Source organism: Aliinostoc sp. HNIBRCY26, from assembly GCF_050235535.1.
Taxonomy (GTDB): domain Bacteria; phylum Cyanobacteriota; class Cyanobacteriia; order Cyanobacteriales; family Nostocaceae; genus Trichormus.
The window spans coordinates 4,352,771-4,369,522 of sequence record NZ_CP189852.1 but is presented as its reverse complement, the minus strand read 5'-3'; the positions used below and the strand labels follow the sequence as shown (position 1 = coordinate 4,369,522).

The window sequence follows — 16,752 nt, the reverse complement described above, 5'->3', positions numbered from 1 at the left end:
ACTAGGATTTTTGTCTGAGCCTCATCATTCATTATGACGGTAAAAATACTACCTATGGGTGGCTGCCTGGAATTTTGAATTTATTTATGAAACCCTGAAAAATTTAGGGGCAGACACTTGTGTCCACCCCTATAACAATCAGGTGACACCGAAGAATATGACTAAGCCCAAAACGGCCCCAAAGACGATGAGGGCGTAAAATTGAGCGCGACCATTTTCTAGGTATTTAAGACCTTCACCACTGACGAGGGTGAAAAAGCCTGTAAGGTTAACTGCACCATCAACAACGCGGAAGTCTACTTCCATGACTTGTCTAGCTAGGCGGCGTAAGCCGAGAACAAAGACACGGTGGTAAATGTCATCGAAGTACCACTTGTTGAGGGAGAGTTCGTAGAGTGGTTTGATTTTAGCAGCGATCGCAGCTGGGTCGATTTTACGCTGCCAGTACATCAAAGAAGCCAAGGTAATCCCAATTAAGGACACACCTACTGAACCACCCGCCATGATGTAAAACTCATTGGGGTCAAACTCGGCGGCTTTTTCGAGAATTTCCGCCAAACTTTCGTTTGGTGAGAAAATAAATCTCTCAAAGTAGTTGTTGTAGGGTGTACCTACTAAACCAATCAATATTGAAGGTACGGCTAATACTAGCAATGGTAAGGTCATTGTCCACGGAGATTCATGGGGCGAATGGCTATGATGTCCGTGACTATCATGATGACCACCTGTAGCCGCTAGTTCACCTTTCTTCATTGCCCCAGGGCCAAAATTAACGGCGGGTGCGGCTGATTCTAGTTCCAGAACAGTTGCTGCTGCTTTTTTGAGCTTGTCTTTGATTTTCTCGTCATTTCCTCGGAATTTACCTTCAAATGTCGAGAAATACATTCTGAACATATAAAAGGCAGTAATCCCAGCAGTCATCCAGCCAATAAACCAGAGAAGCGGGTTAGCCTCATAGGCTGCACCAAGAATTTCGTCTTTTGACCAGAAGCCAGCAAAGGGAGGAATCCCCGAAATCGCCAAGCACCCAATCAAAAAGGTGAGTCCGGTAGCGGGCATATATTTCCGTAGTCCGCCCATTAAGCGCATATCCTGCGCTAAAACTGGGTCATGACCAACTACGCCTTCCATCCCGTGAATCACTGAACCAGAACCGAGGAACAGCATCGCCTTGAAGTAGGCGTGGGTCATCAGGTGAAATAAACCCGCACTGTAAGCACCCACTCCCATCGCCATCACCATGTAACCTAACTGGGAGATGGTGGAGTAAGCCAAACCCTTTTTGATGTCGTTTTGGGTAATGGCAATGGTTGCCCCCAAAAACGCTGTGAACGCCCCAGTAAAAGCAATGACATTCATCGCAGCTGGGACGTGTTCAAAGACAGGGTACATCCGGGCAATTAAAAATACCCCGGCTGCCACCATTGTGGCGGCGTGAATTAAAGCAGAAATAGGAGTCGGGCCTTCCATCGCATCTGGTAGCCAGACGTGGAGAGGAAATTGGGCTGACTTAGCGACGGGGCCGAGGAAGACTAAAATTGCAAACAGAACTGCCAGGAAATTGCTCAGGGAGCCTGTTTGTACCAGTTCTCCTAAGCGTTCACCCATCACAGTGAAATCGAAGCTGCCTGTTGCCCAAAATAGCCCCAGAATCCCCAGGAGTAGACCGAAGTCACCCACCCGGTTAGTCACAAATGCTTTTTGACAAGCATCTGCTGCTGATTTGCGATCGTACCAAAAGCCCACCAGCAAGTAGGAACACATCCCCACCAATTCCCAGAAAATATAAATCTGGACTAGGTTAGGGCTGACAACTAGACCCAACATTGAAGAGCCAAATAAGCTCAAATAAGCGTAAAACCTCACGTACCCTGGGTCATGAGCCATGTAGCCATCAGTGTAAACCATGACTAAGAAGGCTACCGTTGTGACAATCACCAGCATGAGGGCTGTGAGATTGTCGATGGTGTAACCCATGCTCAGATGGAAATTACCTGCTGCTGCCCATTCCAGGGTACGTAGATAGGTTGGGTGTCCTTGGAGTTGACTCCAAAGTAAGGCAAACGACAAACCCATCGCTGCGCCCATTAGGGAAATGATCAACACAGCATTAAGCTGCCGCAGGCGGTTTGTCGTTTGATTTAACGAAATTAAGCCTAGACCAACTAGCATTGCCCCCAAAAGCGGCAATACGGGAATTAGCCAGGCGTACTGATAGATTACTTCCATCACTGACGCGTACTTTTAGGATTTTTGACTATCTTTGGACTTTACTGTACAGTTTTCGCCGTCAGCAACTATCCATGTCGTAACTGTTAACAATTGTGACACACACCCTAGATGATAAAATACCCCACTCGAACACTTTTGAGCAGGGTCGTTAAGCATGGTTTTAGATTTGGCAATGGGGATTGGGGACTGGGGAACTCGGGGCCCCCTCTGGGGATAAGGGGTAATGGGGACTGGAGAGATTTTTTACTTCCAATGCCCAATGCCCAATGCTCAATGCCCGATGCCCAATTCCCAATTCCCAAGTTATGCCAGGTGCAATTCTAGGTCTGATTTTTTAGAGCCACTGTAAGCTTTAGGACGGTGAGTGTAGTTGAGTTGGATCTCTTCTAAAGCCAGACGGAGGTCATCTCTACCACGAAAACCTTCAAGACGATGCCGAACCACGCCATTTTCAATTAGCAGTAAAGTGGGCAAGGACTTGAGGCGATACGTGTTAGATAGCTTGAAGTTCTCATCTGCATTAATCCCAACTAGCTTAATTTGGTCTTCACACTGACCTTGAAATTGCAGCAGCAAAGGGTGAATAATGCGACATAGGCCACACCAAGGTGCTTCAAAATTTACTAAAACCGGAATTGGCGATTCTAAAACTTCTTGAGTAAATGTCCGCTCACTAACCGACAACACCATGATGCCTCTAGAATTATAGGTTTTTAATATCAAACTAGCTATCAGCGAAAGAATTTAGCAAGCTAGTCAAAGCTTTATTGCAGTTATTTTTCAAAGGTTATTGTGGGATCTGACACAAAAGTCAGCATGATTTTAACGACAAAATTTGGGTTATTCAAGTCCTGGCAATGGTTTGCCTAATAGTTGTTTTAAGTGCTGCGCTGTATAATCCCCCACAAAAGTAATTGTTGATTGATTTACAAAATTTACAGGTATGAAAACCTATGACCTCACCCTGACTAACAGCTATTTCTATTTATCCTACATTGATTTGGTAGCATTTGATCAGTAGAATCTTTTACTAGGTTAGTATTTTTTTGGGTTTTGGGGATCACTCAAAACTACCAACTGACGCTACTGGTGGCCACGATTAACAAGGGATGCGCCCACCACAGTAGCCCAACAAAAATCGCCACACCCAAGTAGGCAGGACGAAGAAATTCTTGCCAGTGAAGAGATTGACGACCATCAATAACTGCGAGAAAGGGGATAATCGAAGTGCGCTGTTTCACAATTTCAAAGGCTTCTCCATAGCGATGGTGTAAGCGGCGATCGCCATGCCAAACCCCAAATAAATGATGCAATACTAACCCTATAGATGTCACTAGGGTAAAACTTGTCCCCAACCACAGGGTATGGGCAATACACCAAATAATTTGCCCCACCATTTGTGGGTGACGGGTAATCCTGATAATCCCTGTCTCATACAGATGCACTTGGGGCTTTTGAATAGCAGCAATTTCTAGTAGATTGAAGGTGGCAGGATACAAAAATAAAAATGAAATCGCTGACAACACCCAAACCACTGCTTTTATGCCTGGTACATCCTGTACCTGCCACAATTGCCAGCCATCATAACGGTGATTAAAAAAATAGGTAATTACTACGACAGCCAAAGGTAAACTAATTAATGCAAAAACTATGCGATAAAGCCTTGGCCCGATGTGCTTCTCTGCCCAAGGTCTCAAAGCAGCTCCCCCACTGTGGGCGATCGCAAAAATTAACAATAACCCCAGCATCACCAAATGACTCGGAGCTAACCCAGGATTGAGCATCATAATCAACAAGTAAAGTAATTTTAAGAAACGTTAACTATATACAACCAATACCACAAAGTATTCAACAGGAGACTTGCATCAAAATGTTGTGGTACTGTCGTGTTCGAGTCAAGCCTCCGAATCTTCAATGTAATTAATCACGTCTATTGATGATTAGTTACTAAATTCGCTCCTTTCAAAGTTTGTGGGTTGAGCCTTATGTCTGACCTTCCATTCACTTTAGATCAGTTACGTATTCTCAAAGCGATCGCTGTAGAAGGGAGCTTCAAGCGTGCTGCTGATAGTCTCTATGTCTCCCAACCGGCCGTGAGTTTGCAAGTGCAGAACCTAGAGAGACAGCTAGATGTCCCTCTATTCGACCGTGGAGGACGGCGCGCTCAATTAACCGAAGCAGGGCATCTACTATTGAGCTACGGGGAAAAAATTCTCAGTTTATGTCAAGAAACCTGTCGTGCCATCGAAGATTTACAAAATCTCCAAGGTGGAACGTTAATTGTGGGTGCTTCTCAAACCACGGGTACTTATCTTCTGCCCAAAATGATTGGGATGTTCCGCCAGAAATATCCTGATGTCGCGGTACAACTTCATGTCCATTCCACTCGCCGCACCGCTTGGAGTGTAGCTAATGGACAAGTAGATTTAGCAATCATTGGCGGCGAAATCCCCGCAGAACTCGCAGAATCGCTAGAAATTCATCCCTATGCTGAAGATGAGCTGGCGTTAATCTTACCTGCATTCCACCCTTTTGCTAAACAAGAATCCATTCAAAAAGAAGATTTATACAAATTACAATTCATCACCCTAGACTCCCAATCAACAATTCGCAAAGTTATTGATCAGGTACTAGCGCGCTGTGAAATTGATACTAGGCGGTTTAAAATCGAGATGGAACTCAATTCCATCGAAGCCATTAAAAATGCTGTGCAGTCTGGTTTAGGTGCAGCATTTGTCTCCACTAGTGCGATCGCTAAAGAATTGCAGATGGGTGTACTCCACTGCACCCCGATTGATGGCGTTGTGGTGAAAAGAACACTATGGCTGATAGTTAATCCCAATCGCTATCGCTCCAAAGCCGCAGAAGCCTTCAGTCAAGAGATATTACCCCAGTTTGCAACTCCTGAATGGCATCAGGAGATTTTTAACCTGTCACAAAAAAAACTCATGCTACCCCCATTAGATGCAGTGTTACCAAGTTCTAGTAATGAAGGTTAATCTCTAAATTATTAGTCATGAGTTATTAATATGTCAGTTGCTCATGGGTAAAATACTCATGAGCAATTGGTGAAATTATAGCTTCAGTAGTTATGATTAAAAACTGTTAACTATTGGCTATCAAACTAATGACATGACGATTGACTAACAAAATCAAATGGAAGTCTACTGCACTCGTCCTAATTGCCCACGCCCGCAAAACTATTTTCCAGATTTGGATGACACAACTAAACTCAAAACAGCACAGCAAATATACTGCGTTAGTTGTGGGATGCCTTTAATGCTAGATGGGAGATATGTCCCAAAAAAGTTATTAGGAAAAGGGGGCTTTGGATCTGCTTTTTTGGCAGGCGATCGCCGAATTCCAGGGATGCGTCCTTGTGTAGTCAAACAGTTTCAACCTGCTGGTAACTTAACACCTCAACAACTAGAGATTGCCGCTAAACTTTTTGAAAGAGAGGCAGAAGTATTAGCCGAAATCGGTAGAGAACATGAGCAAATAACAGAACTCTATGCCTTTTTTCCGATGATCGTTCCCAGTTGGCAAGGCGCATCAGAAGACCAATTTTTTTATCTAGTGCAAGAATATATTGATGGACAAACCCTAGAAGCCGAATTAGCTCAATCTGGTCAATTCTCTGAAGATAAAGCTCTAGAGATATTACAAGAAATTCTCAAAATCCTGCAATTTATCCATTATAAGAATATAATTCACCGAGATATAAAACCTTCCAACATTATGCGCCGTCAGGATGGCAAACTCTTTCTTTTAGATTTCGGTGCAGTTAAACAAGTTACTAACGTCTCAGGCGTTGTGAATGGTACTTCCACTGGTATTTATACTCTAGGATTTGCTGCTCCTGAACAAATGGCGGGGAATCAAGTCTTTCCTGCTACAGATTTGTACGCCTTAGCTGCAACTGTACTGAATTTATTGACAAATCAGGAAATCACAAAATTGTTTGATTCCTATATGAATAGGTGGATATGGCGAGAAAAAGTAAATATTAGCACTCACCTAGCTGATATTTTAGATAAAATGCTTTTGCCTGCTGTTCATGAGCGTTTTCAATCGGCTAACGAAGTGCTAACAGCTATTTCGCCGTCTCCGACACAGCGAAAAATTTCACCACAAGCACCACCGAAAGCAAATTTTTCCACCTGGGAATTATTGGTTGGTGCTGCATTTAGTGGTTTTGAGGGAGGATTAATGGCGATCGCGCTTTTTTCTTTCACTCAATCCCCAATCCTGACTTTGGTTGTAGCTGCTATCATTTTGGGTTTATTGATATTTGCTCAAACAAAACGATGGATTGAAAAATTTGACTTACTAATAATTGCCATAATTAGTTTGACTATTGTGTTTTTCATTCCTGGAATCATTAGAGAACGACTTGTAGTTCTATCTGTTGCAGCAGCTTTAGTGGCTATCTCAGCCACAGCCCTGTTTCGTTTGATTTATAAATTACTGTCTCGAATCATTTAAAACAGTTCTGGCGTTCAAGTCTACCCATGTCAGAGAAAAACGAAACACTGGTACTTTTTTTAGCCAGTATTATTCCCATCGGTTTAGTTTTGGGTGGATTATGGTTTGTTTTTGGCAAAGGCGGATCAATTTCCCAGCCCACCACTCAACAGTTGAATTCCAGTAATAAATGTGATGTAACTAACCTCCCAGAAGGCATATTTAATTATGGTGGTAGCACTACTTGGGCTACTATTCGGAGAGACATAGACCCGGTATTACAACAAAAATGCCCTAAGTTTGTTTTAAGATATCTTGACCCCCCATCAGGGAAACCTGGCTCTGGAACTGGGATCAAAATGTTGATTGCTAATCAATTGGCATTTTCCCAATCTTCACGTTCCTTTAAACCAGAAGAGAATCAACAAGCTCAACAAAAAGGGTTTAGCCTGAAAGAAATTCCCGTCGCTATTGATGGCATTGCGATCGCAGTTAACCATAACCTCAATATTCCTGGTTTAACTGTTGCCCAAATCAAAGATATCTACACTGGTAAAATTACCAACTGGCAACAAGTTGGAGGTGTTAACTTACCCATCACACCCCTCACCCGTCCCAAAGAAGCGGGTGGCACAGTAGAATTTTTTCTAGAGAATGTACTTGAGAAAGAAAGTTTTGGTAAAAATGTTCAATATATTGGCACTACTACTGAAGCACTCAGAAAAGTAGATGCCAACCCTGGTAGTATTTATTACGCTTCTGCACCAGAGGTAGTACCTCAATGTACTGTTAAATCTCTACCAATTGGCAGAACAAATACAAAGTTTATACCTCCCTACAAAGAACCCCAAGTTTCTCGTTCAGAGTGTCCTGCTAAACTTAACCAGTTAAATGCTGAGATGTTCCGTAGTGGTGAATATCCCATTACCCGGAATTTATTTGTCATTGTCAAACAAAATAATCAAATAGACCAACAAGCTGGGGAAGCTTATGCTAATTGGCTCTTGACACCCCAAGGTCAACAACTACTTGAGAAGACAGGATTTGTCAGAATCAAGTAGTAAATCAACTTAAAGTTAAATTTTAAATTTTGAATTTTGAATTTTAAATTGATCAGCCCCTCTCCGCCGCCGGAAAGGGGTTAAAGATGAGATAACAAAATTCTCACAAGCTGATACTCAGCACTTAGGATTTCCGCACTACCTAATAAGCATCTTGCAACTCGTAGAAATCAGGTGAAACGTAATCCTTGCGTAAAGGCCAACCCACCCAATCTTCAGGCATGAGAATGCGCTTCAAGTTGGGGTGTCCTTCATAGATAATGCCGAACATATCATAGGATTCACGTTCTTGCCAGTCTGCGGTTTTCCAAATCCAGTAAACCGAAGGAATTCTGGGATTTTCCCTGGGCAAGAATACCTTTACCCGCACTTCTTCAGGTTGATCAGCATTATCACCCACCTTGACTAAGTGATAAACACTGACTAAATCTTCACCAGGGCCGAGGTCGATACCTGATTGAAACTGAAGATAGTTAAACCCATAAGCATACAAGGCTGTAGCGATGGGTAACAAGAAATCTGGCTCGACTTTAATAATTTCTACCCCATTTTTATCGGGGGCTAAAGACTCATGAGCAAAGCCATTTTCTGACAACCAGCTAGAAATGGGGCCAGCTTGGACTATAGCTTCTGTCTGGGCTGGTACTGGTTTTACTTCTTCATCAGCCACGTTTTTGTTCCTCCGTCTGAGTCTTTGCTGTCAACAATGCAGGTGGAACTGGTAAACCAATTGCTTCTGTCAATTCTTTAGGTGGTGTAAAGCGAGTTTCCGACTGCATATATTTGCCAGTTAAAATTTCTGGTACTGGTTTCAAATTATGCGTAGTGCTGTAGAAACGGTGGGTTTGCTTAATTTGACCCCGTTCTTGCATCGAATCATTAGCAATTTTTTTCCGCAGCTTGATAATTGCGTCAATAATTGCTTCTGGACGGGGAGGACAACCAGGTAAGTAGACATCCACAGGAATCAGCTTATCTACACCACGTACAGCTGTGGGAGAATCAACGCTAAACATCCCGCCTGTAATTGTACAAGCCCCCATAGCAATTACATATTTGGGTTCGGGCATTTGTTCATAAAGACGCACCAATTGAGGAGCCATCTTCATGGTGATTGTCCCGGCTGTAATAATCAAATCCGCTTGACGGGGACTAGAACGGGGAATTAATCCAAAGCGATCGAAGTCAAAACGTGAGCCAATTAAAGCTGCAAATTCAATAAAGCAGCAAGCTGTACCAAACAGCAAAGGCCACAAACTAGAAAGCCTAGCCCAGTTATAAAGGTCATCAACCGTGGTCAAAATTACGTTTTCTGACAAGTCTTGAGTGACTGTCGGACGCTCAACTGGGTTAATGATTCGTTCTTTGTCCTGGGTGGTTAAATTAGAATTCAAGACCATTCCAAAGCTCCTTTACGCCATGCGTAAACTAGGGCAACTACAAGAATTGCAATGAAAATCAGTGCCTCAATAAACGCCAATAACCCTAAACGATGAAAAGCTACCGCCCAAGGATAAAGGAACACCGTCTCCACATCGAAAACTACGAAGACCAGCGCAAACATATAGTACCGGATGTTGAACTGAATCCACGCACCGCCGATGGGTTCCATCCCAGATTCATAGGTGGTGCGACGTTCCAGGCTATTACCCGTGGGTCTAAGGAGCTTGGACGCTGAAAGTGCTAAGGCAGGTACTAGGCTACAGATAATGAGAAAGCCTAGAAGGTACTCGTAACCGCTAAGGACAAACACAATGAATCTACCGCTTATGGAGTATTTTGGGTGGAGGCTGGGGACTGGGGACTGGTGAGCCAGCGCGGTCTTGGGGGTTTCCCCCATGAGCGACTGGCGAACCCCGAAGGGGGGACTGGGGACTGGGGACTGCGGACTGGGGAGAATTTATCCCAATGCCCAATGCCCAACTCTTAATACCCAATACCCAATACCCAGTACCCAACCCCTAGAATTGCGTAACTTTCTTTTACATTATATCTGTTTAGTTTTTCTGAAATCTGTGAAACAAACGGATTTCAGGTATTTGATTCGTTTGTAGAAGTGATAGAAAAGTCTAACGAATATGTCATAATTTTTAACGTATATTTAAGAATTCTTCTCTGCGAGACCTAAGTCATGAGCGAACCAGCTGTTGAAACTACAGTGTTAGACCGCTACGAGTGTCGCGCCTGCGGTTATGTTTACGAACCTGAAAAGGGTGACGATAAGCATGACATTGCTCCAGGGACACCTTTTGCAGAATTGCCTGTGAATTGGCGTTGTCCTGTTTGCACGGCCAAAAAAGTTGCTTTTACTAATGTTGGCCCAGCCGGTACAGCATCGGGGTTTAAAGAAAACCTTAGCTATGGTTTAGGTGTAAACACTCTCACCCCTGGTCAGAAAAATATCCTCATTTTCGGTGCTTTAGTGGTGGCATTTTTGTTTTTTATGAGTCTCTATGGATTGCAGTGAGGCAGCAGGAGGCAGGGGGCAGGGGGCAGAGGGCAGAGGAGAGAAACTCATGACTCAGCACTCACCACTCACCACTCAGCACTCAACTGCATTAAGTAACCCGTTGAGAGCGACCTTACACAAATTTAGAATACAAATACAAAAAATCTCATGCGATCGATGGTTATTGTGAAAAGTTGGCAGAAAATCTTTGCTTTGTTAATGGTCGTCTTTTTGTGTCTGGGTTGTAGTAAAGTGCCGTCTAGCAGCTACAATCCTTGGGCAGTTATTTCTGTACCAACTGAGGCCAAACTTTTAGATATTGCTTTTACGGGAAATCCCCAGCATGGTTTTTTGGTTGGTAGCAATACCACTCTTTTAGAAACCAATGATGGTGGTGATACTTGGAAACCACTGGAATTGGCTTTGGATGACGATCGCTATCGTTTTGATGCAGTCAGTTTTGCTGGTAAAGAAGGTTGGATTGCTGGTGAGCCTTCTTTGTTGCTACACACCACTGATGAAGGTCACTCTTGGTCACGTATCCCCCTTAGTTCCAAACTACCAGGCAATCCCATCTCTGTTCATGCTTTGGGTGAAAATACAGCTGAAATGGCTACCGATGTCGGCGCAATCTACAAAACCACTGATGGCGGTAGAAACTGGAAGGCGCAAGTAGAAGCAGCCGTTGGGGTAGTGCGTAACCTAGAACGTGCTACTGATGGTAAATATGTAGCTGTTTCTGCTAAGGGCAGCTTTTACTCCACTTGGGAACCTGGACAAAATGCTTGGGTTCCCCATAACCGTAACAGTTCCCGCCGTGTAGAAAATATGGGATTCTCTGAAGACGGGCAATTGTGGTTACTAGCAAGAGGTGGTCAAGTCCAGTTTAGCGACCCCAATGAGCCAGAAGCATGGCAAGAATCTCAAAGTCCTGAATTTTCCACTAGTTGGGGTTTATTGGATTTGGCTTATCGCACACCTGAAGAAATCTGGATTGGTGGCGGTAGCGGTAACTTGTTGCTCAGTACCGATGGCGGTCTAACCTGGTCAAAAGACCGTGATGTCGAAGGAGTAGCGGCTAATTTTTACAAGATCGTCTTTTTTAGCCCAGAACAAGGATTTATCATTGGCGATCGCGGCGTGTTACTCAAATATCAACCCGATGTCGCGAAATCCGACAAAACAGCAGCGTCAGCTTAGTGATAATCTAAGTTTTCAGTATCTGCCAGTTTTATGAGAAGCAAGTTGCAACTTGTAACTGTTTCTAAACTTTGTAGGATAATAAACTCAATAACGTCTTTATAAAGGTAGGGAATCTCAATGTCAGGGACTACTGGAGAACGTCCGTTTTCCGATATTGTTACCAGTATTCGTTACTGGGTAATCCACAGTATCACCATTCCAGCATTATTCATCGCTGGTTGGTTGTTTGTCAGCACCGGTCTAGCTTATGACGTGTTTGGTACTCCTCGTCCTGACGAGTATTACACACAAACACGGCAAGAGCTGCCAATTGTGAATAATCGTTTTGAAGCGAAAAAACAAGTTGAACAGTTTATTAAGTAATTTGAAATCATGACTAGCGGCAACAACGTTAACCAACCAGTTACCTATCCTATTTTTACAGTGAGATGGCTGGCAGTTCACACACTAGCTGTGCCTACCGTCTTCTTTTTGGGCGCGATCGCCTCGATGCAGTTTATTCAACGCTAGTTAACTACTAGGAGTTAATCATGGAAAGAACGCCCAATCCTAATAATCAACCGGTTGAACTAAACCGGACTTCTCTTTACCTGGGACTACTACTAATTTTCGTTCTAGGTATTCTCTTTTCCAGTTACTTCTTTAACTAACTGGAACTCTTGTTTGACATCTGTGTTGATTTAATTTATTCAGAGAGGAGGAAAAGCTGTGTCTGCTGGAACTGGGAGAATTCCCCTGTGGGTCGTCGCTACGATCGCAGGATTAGGTGTAATTACTGTTGTAGGTATTTTCTTCTATGGAGCCTACGCTGGACTTGGTTCTTCAATCTAATTGGAACATATTGAACCAATTCATCTAGCAGTTGTTTAAAAAGCATCAATAAAAAGCCGCCTATCTTCAAAAAGACAGGCGGTATTTTAATTGACTGATTAGCAGCAAAATCCAGTTAATTGCTGATTAATCACGGGTAAAAAATAATCAACTTTGGATTTTAGATCCATAATTTTCGAGCCATACTGCCAAATAGCAGGAGCTTTGAGCTTGCTCTTAAGACAAGATGAGCAAAACAATCCACAATCCAAAATTAACTACTTTGTGCCTAATTAATCAATTAACCAATATCATCGCGTTCGATGTACAAGAACATAAACGCCATTGTTGCGGCTGAGAAAACTAAACCAGTCAAAGGAACAAAGATAGAGGGCAAAAATGAAGCTGCCATAGTAAATAGTCCTGTTAAATTACACAACAATTCAAAAAGAGCTTACTGCAAATCTAACCGGATTTTTGCAAATTCTAAAGATTTTTAACACAGATTTTCGCCAGAACTGATCATAAACCGAGCAGTTCGTCTAGTGGAATATTCCGCAAATCTGGGGGAATTACGGTTCTTAATACCGTAACTTTGTGACTTTCTTGTTGAGTAGCTCGATTGAGGGCGATCGCTTCTATACGGATCTCTAAGCAGCCAAAGGGAATATTTAAGGGAATCATTACTTCCATTCCCCCAGAGGAATTAGGTAGTAAATCTGTCAGTAAGTGAGGGCCATCCAGCAACCAGCGAGTTTGACAGTCTTCTACCCATAGCTTCACCACAACTTGTGGCGGAACTTTAGGTAATTCCACTCTTACCCTCACGGAATTACCAGCAATCAACTCGCCTTCTGGTACGTGGAGTTTCGGTACTGGTAAGGGTTTAATCGGTTCGTCACTCAAAGACGTAAAAATTGATAAGCTCGCATTTGTGGAATTTTCGATGATCGAACTAGAAGCGTTACTGAAATTGACTACGTTTTCACTGAAAATATCGTCAACCACAATTTCTTGGTCTATCCAATTAACAGGTGTGTCAATAGCTACTGTCGGCTCGAACTGCGTCACAGTTACTAAATCTGTAGATTCTGGTTCATCAGCTGGATTCTCTATCTCTGGGACAGCTACAGTATCTATCAAAGTCACTTCACTGACAGTATCCCCACTCATTAGTGAAATCTCAGTGGTGTCTTCCACAGTGGTGACAGGTGGCTCATCATATCCACCTTCCTCATCCAGCACATCTTGATGGGGATATGGTAAATCAACAGGTTCGGGTAGGGAATAGCCCTGGCTTTGCATCCACTTTCTAATTAGAGGTGATGAATGAGCAATTGTGACTTCTGGTGCATGATCTCTAAAATCATCGTCGGTTTCTGATGTAGATACCGGTTCCGGCTCAGAATTAGGATCAGAGACTAATTCCTCCGTTGATAAGTTTTCCTCTGTATATTTAGTATCTTCATTAATATCTTCTTGAGTATTTTCTAGTATATTTAACTCTGCTGGTAATAGATTATGAGCTATTTGATGTTCAGATATATCAGCAATTTCGTTATTTTCGGTGACGCTGGGAGTAGGAGAAGATTGCAGGGGTTTCAGGTAAGGAAAGCTACTGCCCATTAACCGCGATCGCCGATTTTTGATCACCAGTTGTTCCAAGTTAATCGGAGCCGGATTCGTGGGGACTGTAATTTCATCCTCAGTTAACTCAGGGGTTTCAGGAACAGATACTATTGCTGTCTCAGTAACAGGCTGCATCTGATCTACTGCGATCGCAGTATTTACTGGCTCAGGCAATTTGGGTAACTGTAATCCCCGAACATCAGCTGTTTTTTTGGTAGATGTGGGTGCAACTGATTGTGGTATGGGTGTACTTGGTAGTGGAGAAGTCACTAGAGATTGTTCTGTGGGTGACGATTTCACCAAGTTGAACAGTTCTAAATCCAGGCTAATTGAGGGTTCAGGTGTAGGCGTGGGTGGTGTGCTAGCCTCAACCTTGGGTGAAGGAATGGTAACAGTCAGCAATTGAGTGACATCCGCCGTAATGGTAAAAGATTGGCTAGCTAAGAGAATTACCTCCCCACCATCTGTAAGAGAGCCATACAAACTAATATCAGCTAGTATCAGTTGTGATTCGCACTTAGCCGGGATATCAATCGCAGAACGTAAAGTCAAAGGTAGCAATTGATCAGCCAAAGATTGCCGGATTTGGGTCAAGATTTCTAGACTTTGGGGCGATCGCAATTCTGTCCTCAACTCCAAACCATAAAGACGATTGGGCAAGGATTTTTGATTTGTGGGGTAGTTTTCTGCTACCTCCACACGCCCATGAATTGTCAGGACGTGTCCCCAACGCGTCACATAAGTTTCCCGATCTAAAGTGAGAGCCAAAGGACATTTCGGCTTTTCTAGAAGTAAAGCATCATGTTTGACCTCTTCTGCTAACGGATCAGAAGTTGGTAATGCTAAATCAATTAAATTCTGTAAAATCTGTTCTGCTGTTTCACCCTTTACCCAGACAGGGCTAACCGGTTCATCAATTAGCACTTCTTGTTCAACACTCGTCGCTATCAGAGTGCTGGGGTTGGTAACGGTTATTTCTGTTAACCCATGCGTTTCTAAATTGATATTTGGTAAAGATTCCAGAGCATGAGGTGATTCTGTGACTGGCGTAACGTTTGCGGTGTGGACTTCCTCAGACAATACCTGTAAATAAACACCACATTCCCAGGATTGCCCTAACATATCTGACATCAAATCCCCAAAACAGCGCAATTCCCAGATTCCTGGCTTGAGGTACGTAAAAGGAATCACCGCCATTAAACCATCGGCGTTAGTGCGCCTTAGCCGCTTCTGTACACGTCGTCTAGGAGGTTTTTCCTGACGAGAAAAGAAAGTGACGCGCACTTCCACATCTGTATTTGGCAGTTGTGATAGAGCCAAAACTCTATACCTACCTTCCAAAATATCCGTGCTTGGCGATTCTAGAGCTTGCCATGAGCGATCGCCCTGTTTCTGAATCAGAAATTGCCAGTTTTCCATTGTGAGTGATGCCCAGACCAAAGAGCAGCTGAGAAATTTTTTGCATTATATTGCTAGCCAGTTTACCTCAGCAACTTTTAATTGCATCACTCAAATGTAATTTTTTGCTTTAGATAGTAATAGTATTGAGTTTGAATAGTAAAAATTGATTTAAATATACTCAGTCATCAAAAGACAATAGTCAATTAATATGTATAAAATTAGGCTCATGTATCTGAGCCAAATAAAAATTATCAGGATTGCTCAGATTTAGCCAATCCCGATTTTTTCCACAAGACGGCTTTAACTCACAGCATCAAATAGCGTAGCGTTTTTGGTAGTAGGCTAATATTTGCTGTACACGTTGCCGACTTTCCTGATGCGAGTTTGCTGACCACGAAATGCACAAGCCAGCAATTTGACTTTGATGGTAGTCAAATTGATCAGCAGACTGAGGGATTAAACTCACTTCTACTCCCGTAACTTGACAAATATGCGCCGCTATCTCTCGATATACGGCTAATGGTAAACCAGCAAACTCTACTTTCTCTTTAGTCTCCATCCTTTATGAAGCTCCAACACTGACTGTATTTGAGGTAGGTGTGGTGAAAGAAACAGGATTTGTAGTTGATGATACTGTACCTGTTGGGGCTTCACCTACTGTTCTAGCTACCTCAATACCGTATTGTTCCAGAATTACAATCGGATTGGAACCCTCATTCATTTCAATTCGTTTGACCAAAACCCCGTTCGCCAGTCTTTGTCCCGCTTCCACATAACGACTTGCTATTTCATTGGGGATTTTGATGATGGCTTGGGGGACTTTACCCACAATCACAACTCCAGTCACCATCACAGCCCTAGCTAAGTCAGGTTGTGCTTTTGGTGGTAGAACGGAAACTAAAGTGGAATTGGGAACTACCTGTGGCAGCACTTTCGGTAACACAGGAGTTAAGCTAGGCGGTTTAACAGCCCGTGCTAATTTGTTTTGATTATTGGGCTTGGGCTGATTTTTGTTGGTCGTACTGCTGCCGGTCGCTTTTTGTGGCTTTACACCATTGGGTAATGGAGGTAAAGAAGGTACTGCTTTGGGAGTTGTGGTTTGTGAACTTTCAACAGGAGTTGTTGACCCAACAATTTGAGCAAATGGGTCAATTCGTCCTTTAGAAAATACAACTATTCTTTCTGTGGCATTCGTGGGTTGAATAAGATTAGAATTCCCCGCAGCTGGCTTTGTTTGTGGCTGACCAGGAATTACAGGATTATTAAAAGATTCAGCTGCTGGTGGAGATTTAGCAACAGGAGCTGGTGCTGCACTCGGAGTTGGATTAACAGCTTGTGGTGTTTGTTCTGAAGCGCACCCTGCGATCGCTACAGACATCATAGCTGCAACTACAATTTTTGATCTTATGTCCATTAGCTGTTCTCAAACGCTATAGGAAAACTGATAAACACTAACTCTGCTGATATTTCAGACAAAGTATCGTTATCTTTATAACCTAACTT

At 43.1% G+C, this 16,752-nt stretch carries 20 protein-coding genes; 9 read left to right on the top strand and 11 right to left on the bottom strand.

Features of this window, described 5'->3' with window-relative positions:
* Window positions 1-138: 138 nt before the first annotated feature.
* The 3 genes from ACQFX9_RS18500 to ACQFX9_RS18490 form a co-directional block, all read right to left on the bottom strand.
* Entirely contained in the window at window positions 139-2,229 is a 2,091-nt protein-coding gene (locus tag ACQFX9_RS18500; RefSeq protein WP_427162932.1) for an NAD(P)H-quinone oxidoreductase subunit 5, read from the bottom strand.
* A 306-nt stretch (window positions 2,230-2,535) separates the two neighbouring features.
* Entirely contained in the window at window positions 2,536-2,922 is a 387-nt protein-coding gene (locus ACQFX9_RS18495; protein WP_427157542.1) for a thioredoxin family protein, read from the bottom strand.
* A 380-nt stretch (window positions 2,923-3,302) separates the two neighbouring features.
* Window positions 3,303-4,019 (bottom strand): NnrU family protein, encoded by a 717-nt coding sequence (locus tag ACQFX9_RS18490; protein WP_236142764.1) that lies wholly within the window; start codon window positions 4,017-4,019, stop codon window positions 3,303-3,305.
* 198 nt (window positions 4,020-4,217) lie between these two features.
* On the opposite strand from ACQFX9_RS18490, the gene ACQFX9_RS18485 reads away from it, so the two are divergent.
* From ACQFX9_RS18485 to ACQFX9_RS18475, 3 genes are all read left to right on the top strand, one after another.
* Window positions 4,218-5,231: a LysR family transcriptional regulator gene (locus tag ACQFX9_RS18485; protein WP_427157541.1), complete on the top strand. Its 1,014-nt coding sequence runs from the start codon at window positions 4,218-4,220 to the stop codon at window positions 5,229-5,231.
* 157 nt (window positions 5,232-5,388) lie between these two features.
* The gene (locus tag ACQFX9_RS18480; protein WP_427157540.1) at window positions 5,389-6,717 is read left to right on the top strand and encodes a protein kinase domain-containing protein; all 1,329 of its coding nucleotides are present in this window, start codon (window positions 5,389-5,391) and stop codon (window positions 6,715-6,717) included.
* A gap of 26 nt (window positions 6,718-6,743) precedes the next feature.
* The gene (locus ACQFX9_RS18475) at window positions 6,744-7,757 is read left to right on the top strand and encodes a PstS family phosphate ABC transporter substrate-binding protein (protein ID WP_427157538.1); all 1,014 of its coding nucleotides are present in this window, start codon (window positions 6,744-6,746) and stop codon (window positions 7,755-7,757) included.
* A gap of 142 nt (window positions 7,758-7,899) precedes the next feature.
* Here the strand turns inward: ACQFX9_RS18475 and ACQFX9_RS18470 are convergent, their stop codons facing one another.
* The 4 genes from ACQFX9_RS18470 to ACQFX9_RS18455 are packed head-to-tail and all read right to left on the bottom strand — an operon-like array spanning window position 7,900 to window position 9,694.
* Window positions 7,900-8,427 (bottom strand): NAD(P)H-quinone oxidoreductase subunit J, encoded by a 528-nt coding sequence (locus tag ACQFX9_RS18470; RefSeq protein WP_103136067.1) that lies wholly within the window; start codon window positions 8,425-8,427, stop codon window positions 7,900-7,902.
* Complete coding sequence (locus ACQFX9_RS18465; protein WP_236142768.1) at window positions 8,420-9,157, bottom strand: NADH dehydrogenase subunit K; 738 nt, start codon at window positions 9,155-9,157, stop codon at window positions 8,420-8,422. The genes ACQFX9_RS18470 and ACQFX9_RS18465 overlap by 8 nt, the downstream gene beginning before the upstream one ends.
* On the bottom strand, window positions 9,148-9,510 hold the full coding sequence (gene ndhC / locus ACQFX9_RS18460) for a photosynthetic/respiratory NAD(P)H-quinone oxidoreductase subunit C (protein WP_010997983.1): 363 nt from the start codon (window positions 9,508-9,510) through the stop codon (window positions 9,148-9,150). The genes ACQFX9_RS18465 and ndhC overlap by 10 nt, the downstream gene beginning before the upstream one ends.
* A 7-nt stretch (window positions 9,511-9,517) precedes the next feature.
* Entirely contained in the window at window positions 9,518-9,694 is a 177-nt protein-coding gene (locus ACQFX9_RS18455) for a hypothetical protein (protein ID WP_427157535.1), read from the bottom strand.
* 194 nt (window positions 9,695-9,888) lie between these two features.
* Here ACQFX9_RS18455 and ACQFX9_RS18450 point away from each other — a divergent pair, with 194 nt between their 5' ends.
* From ACQFX9_RS18450 to ACQFX9_RS18425, 6 genes are all read left to right on the top strand, one after another.
* Entirely contained in the window at window positions 9,889-10,224 is a 336-nt protein-coding gene (locus ACQFX9_RS18450) for a rubredoxin (RefSeq protein ID WP_236142769.1), read from the top strand.
* A gap of 159 nt (window positions 10,225-10,383) precedes the next feature.
* On the top strand, window positions 10,384-11,406 hold the full coding sequence (locus tag ACQFX9_RS18445) for a photosynthesis system II assembly factor Ycf48 (protein WP_427162931.1): 1,023 nt from the start codon (window positions 10,384-10,386) through the stop codon (window positions 11,404-11,406).
* 120 nt (window positions 11,407-11,526) lie between these two features.
* Window positions 11,527-11,772 carry a cytochrome b559 subunit alpha gene (gene psbE / locus ACQFX9_RS18440; protein WP_103136071.1) on the top strand — a complete coding sequence of 82 codons (246 nt, stop codon included), beginning with the start codon at window positions 11,527-11,529 and terminating at the stop codon, window positions 11,770-11,772.
* Between the two features lie 9 nt (window positions 11,773-11,781).
* Window positions 11,782-11,919 (top strand): cytochrome b559 subunit beta, encoded by a 138-nt coding sequence (psbF, locus tag ACQFX9_RS18435; protein ID WP_236142771.1) that lies wholly within the window; start codon window positions 11,782-11,784, stop codon window positions 11,917-11,919.
* A gap of 20 nt (window positions 11,920-11,939) precedes the next feature.
* Window positions 11,940-12,059, top strand: a complete 120-nt coding sequence (locus ACQFX9_RS18430; RefSeq protein WP_071989460.1) for a photosystem II reaction center protein L — start codon at window positions 11,940-11,942, stop codon at window positions 12,057-12,059.
* 58 nt (window positions 12,060-12,117) lie between these two features.
* Window positions 12,118-12,240: a photosystem II reaction center protein J gene (locus ACQFX9_RS18425; RefSeq protein ID WP_103136073.1), complete on the top strand. Its 123-nt coding sequence runs from the start codon at window positions 12,118-12,120 to the stop codon at window positions 12,238-12,240.
* Window positions 12,241-12,520: 280 nt separating this feature from the next.
* Here the strand turns inward: ACQFX9_RS18425 and psaI are convergent, their stop codons facing one another.
* The 4 genes from psaI to ACQFX9_RS18405 form a co-directional block, all read right to left on the bottom strand.
* Window positions 12,521-12,631: a photosystem I reaction center subunit VIII gene (gene psaI, locus ACQFX9_RS18420; RefSeq protein WP_103136074.1), complete on the bottom strand. Its 111-nt coding sequence runs from the start codon at window positions 12,629-12,631 to the stop codon at window positions 12,521-12,523.
* A gap of 110 nt (window positions 12,632-12,741) precedes the next feature.
* Complete coding sequence (locus tag ACQFX9_RS18415) at window positions 12,742-15,267, bottom strand: hypothetical protein (RefSeq protein ID WP_427157532.1); 2,526 nt, start codon at window positions 15,265-15,267, stop codon at window positions 12,742-12,744.
* A 295-nt stretch (window positions 15,268-15,562) separates the two neighbouring features.
* Window positions 15,563-15,808: a hypothetical protein gene (locus ACQFX9_RS18410; protein WP_427157530.1), complete on the bottom strand. Its 246-nt coding sequence runs from the start codon at window positions 15,806-15,808 to the stop codon at window positions 15,563-15,565.
* 3 nt (window positions 15,809-15,811) lie between these two features.
* Window positions 15,812-16,663 carry a hypothetical protein gene (locus tag ACQFX9_RS18405; RefSeq protein ID WP_427157529.1) on the bottom strand — a complete coding sequence of 284 codons (852 nt, stop codon included), beginning with the start codon at window positions 16,661-16,663 and terminating at the stop codon, window positions 15,812-15,814.
* Window positions 16,664-16,752: the final 89 nt, after the last annotated feature.

What these genes read in the sequence shown, in the direction of transcription:
- ACQFX9_RS18410 (WP_427157530.1), bottom strand. Translation starts at nt 15,808, where the DNA reads ATGGAGACTAAAGAGAAAGTAGAGTTTGCTGGTTTACCATTAGCCGTA.
- ACQFX9_RS18475 (WP_427157538.1), top strand. Translation starts at nt 6,744, where the DNA reads ATGTCAGAGAAAAACGAAACACTGGTACTTTTTTTAGCCAGTATTATT.
- psbF (WP_236142771.1), top strand. Translation starts at nt 11,782, where the DNA reads ATGACTAGCGGCAACAACGTTAACCAACCAGTTACCTATCCTATTTTT.
- ACQFX9_RS18500 (WP_427162932.1), bottom strand. Translation starts at nt 2,229, where the DNA reads ATGGAAGTAATCTATCAGTACGCCTGGCTAATTCCCGTATTGCCGCTT.
- psbE (WP_103136071.1), top strand. Translation starts at nt 11,527, where the DNA reads ATGTCAGGGACTACTGGAGAACGTCCGTTTTCCGATATTGTTACCAGT.
- ACQFX9_RS18495 (WP_427157542.1), bottom strand. Translation starts at nt 2,922, where the DNA reads ATGGTGTTGTCGGTTAGTGAGCGGACATTTACTCAAGAAGTTTTAGAA.
- ACQFX9_RS18485 (WP_427157541.1), top strand. Translation starts at nt 4,218, where the DNA reads ATGTCTGACCTTCCATTCACTTTAGATCAGTTACGTATTCTCAAAGCG.
- ACQFX9_RS18445 (WP_427162931.1), top strand. Translation starts at nt 10,384, where the DNA reads ATGGTTATTGTGAAAAGTTGGCAGAAAATCTTTGCTTTGTTAATGGTC.
- ACQFX9_RS18480 (WP_427157540.1), top strand. Translation starts at nt 5,389, where the DNA reads ATGGAAGTCTACTGCACTCGTCCTAATTGCCCACGCCCGCAAAACTAT.
- ACQFX9_RS18450 (WP_236142769.1), top strand. Translation starts at nt 9,889, where the DNA reads ATGAGCGAACCAGCTGTTGAAACTACAGTGTTAGACCGCTACGAGTGT.
- ACQFX9_RS18465 (WP_236142768.1), bottom strand. Translation starts at nt 9,157, where the DNA reads ATGGTCTTGAATTCTAATTTAACCACCCAGGACAAAGAACGAATCATT.
- ACQFX9_RS18415 (WP_427157532.1), bottom strand. Translation starts at nt 15,267, where the DNA reads ATGGAAAACTGGCAATTTCTGATTCAGAAACAGGGCGATCGCTCATGG.
- ACQFX9_RS18405 (WP_427157529.1), bottom strand. Translation starts at nt 16,663, where the DNA reads ATGGACATAAGATCAAAAATTGTAGTTGCAGCTATGATGTCTGTAGCG.
- ACQFX9_RS18490 (WP_236142764.1), bottom strand. Translation starts at nt 4,019, where the DNA reads ATGATGCTCAATCCTGGGTTAGCTCCGAGTCATTTGGTGATGCTGGGG.
- ACQFX9_RS18430 (WP_071989460.1), top strand. Translation starts at nt 11,940, where the DNA reads ATGGAAAGAACGCCCAATCCTAATAATCAACCGGTTGAACTAAACCGG.
- psaI (WP_103136074.1), bottom strand. Translation starts at nt 12,631, where the DNA reads ATGGCAGCTTCATTTTTGCCCTCTATCTTTGTTCCTTTGACTGGTTTA.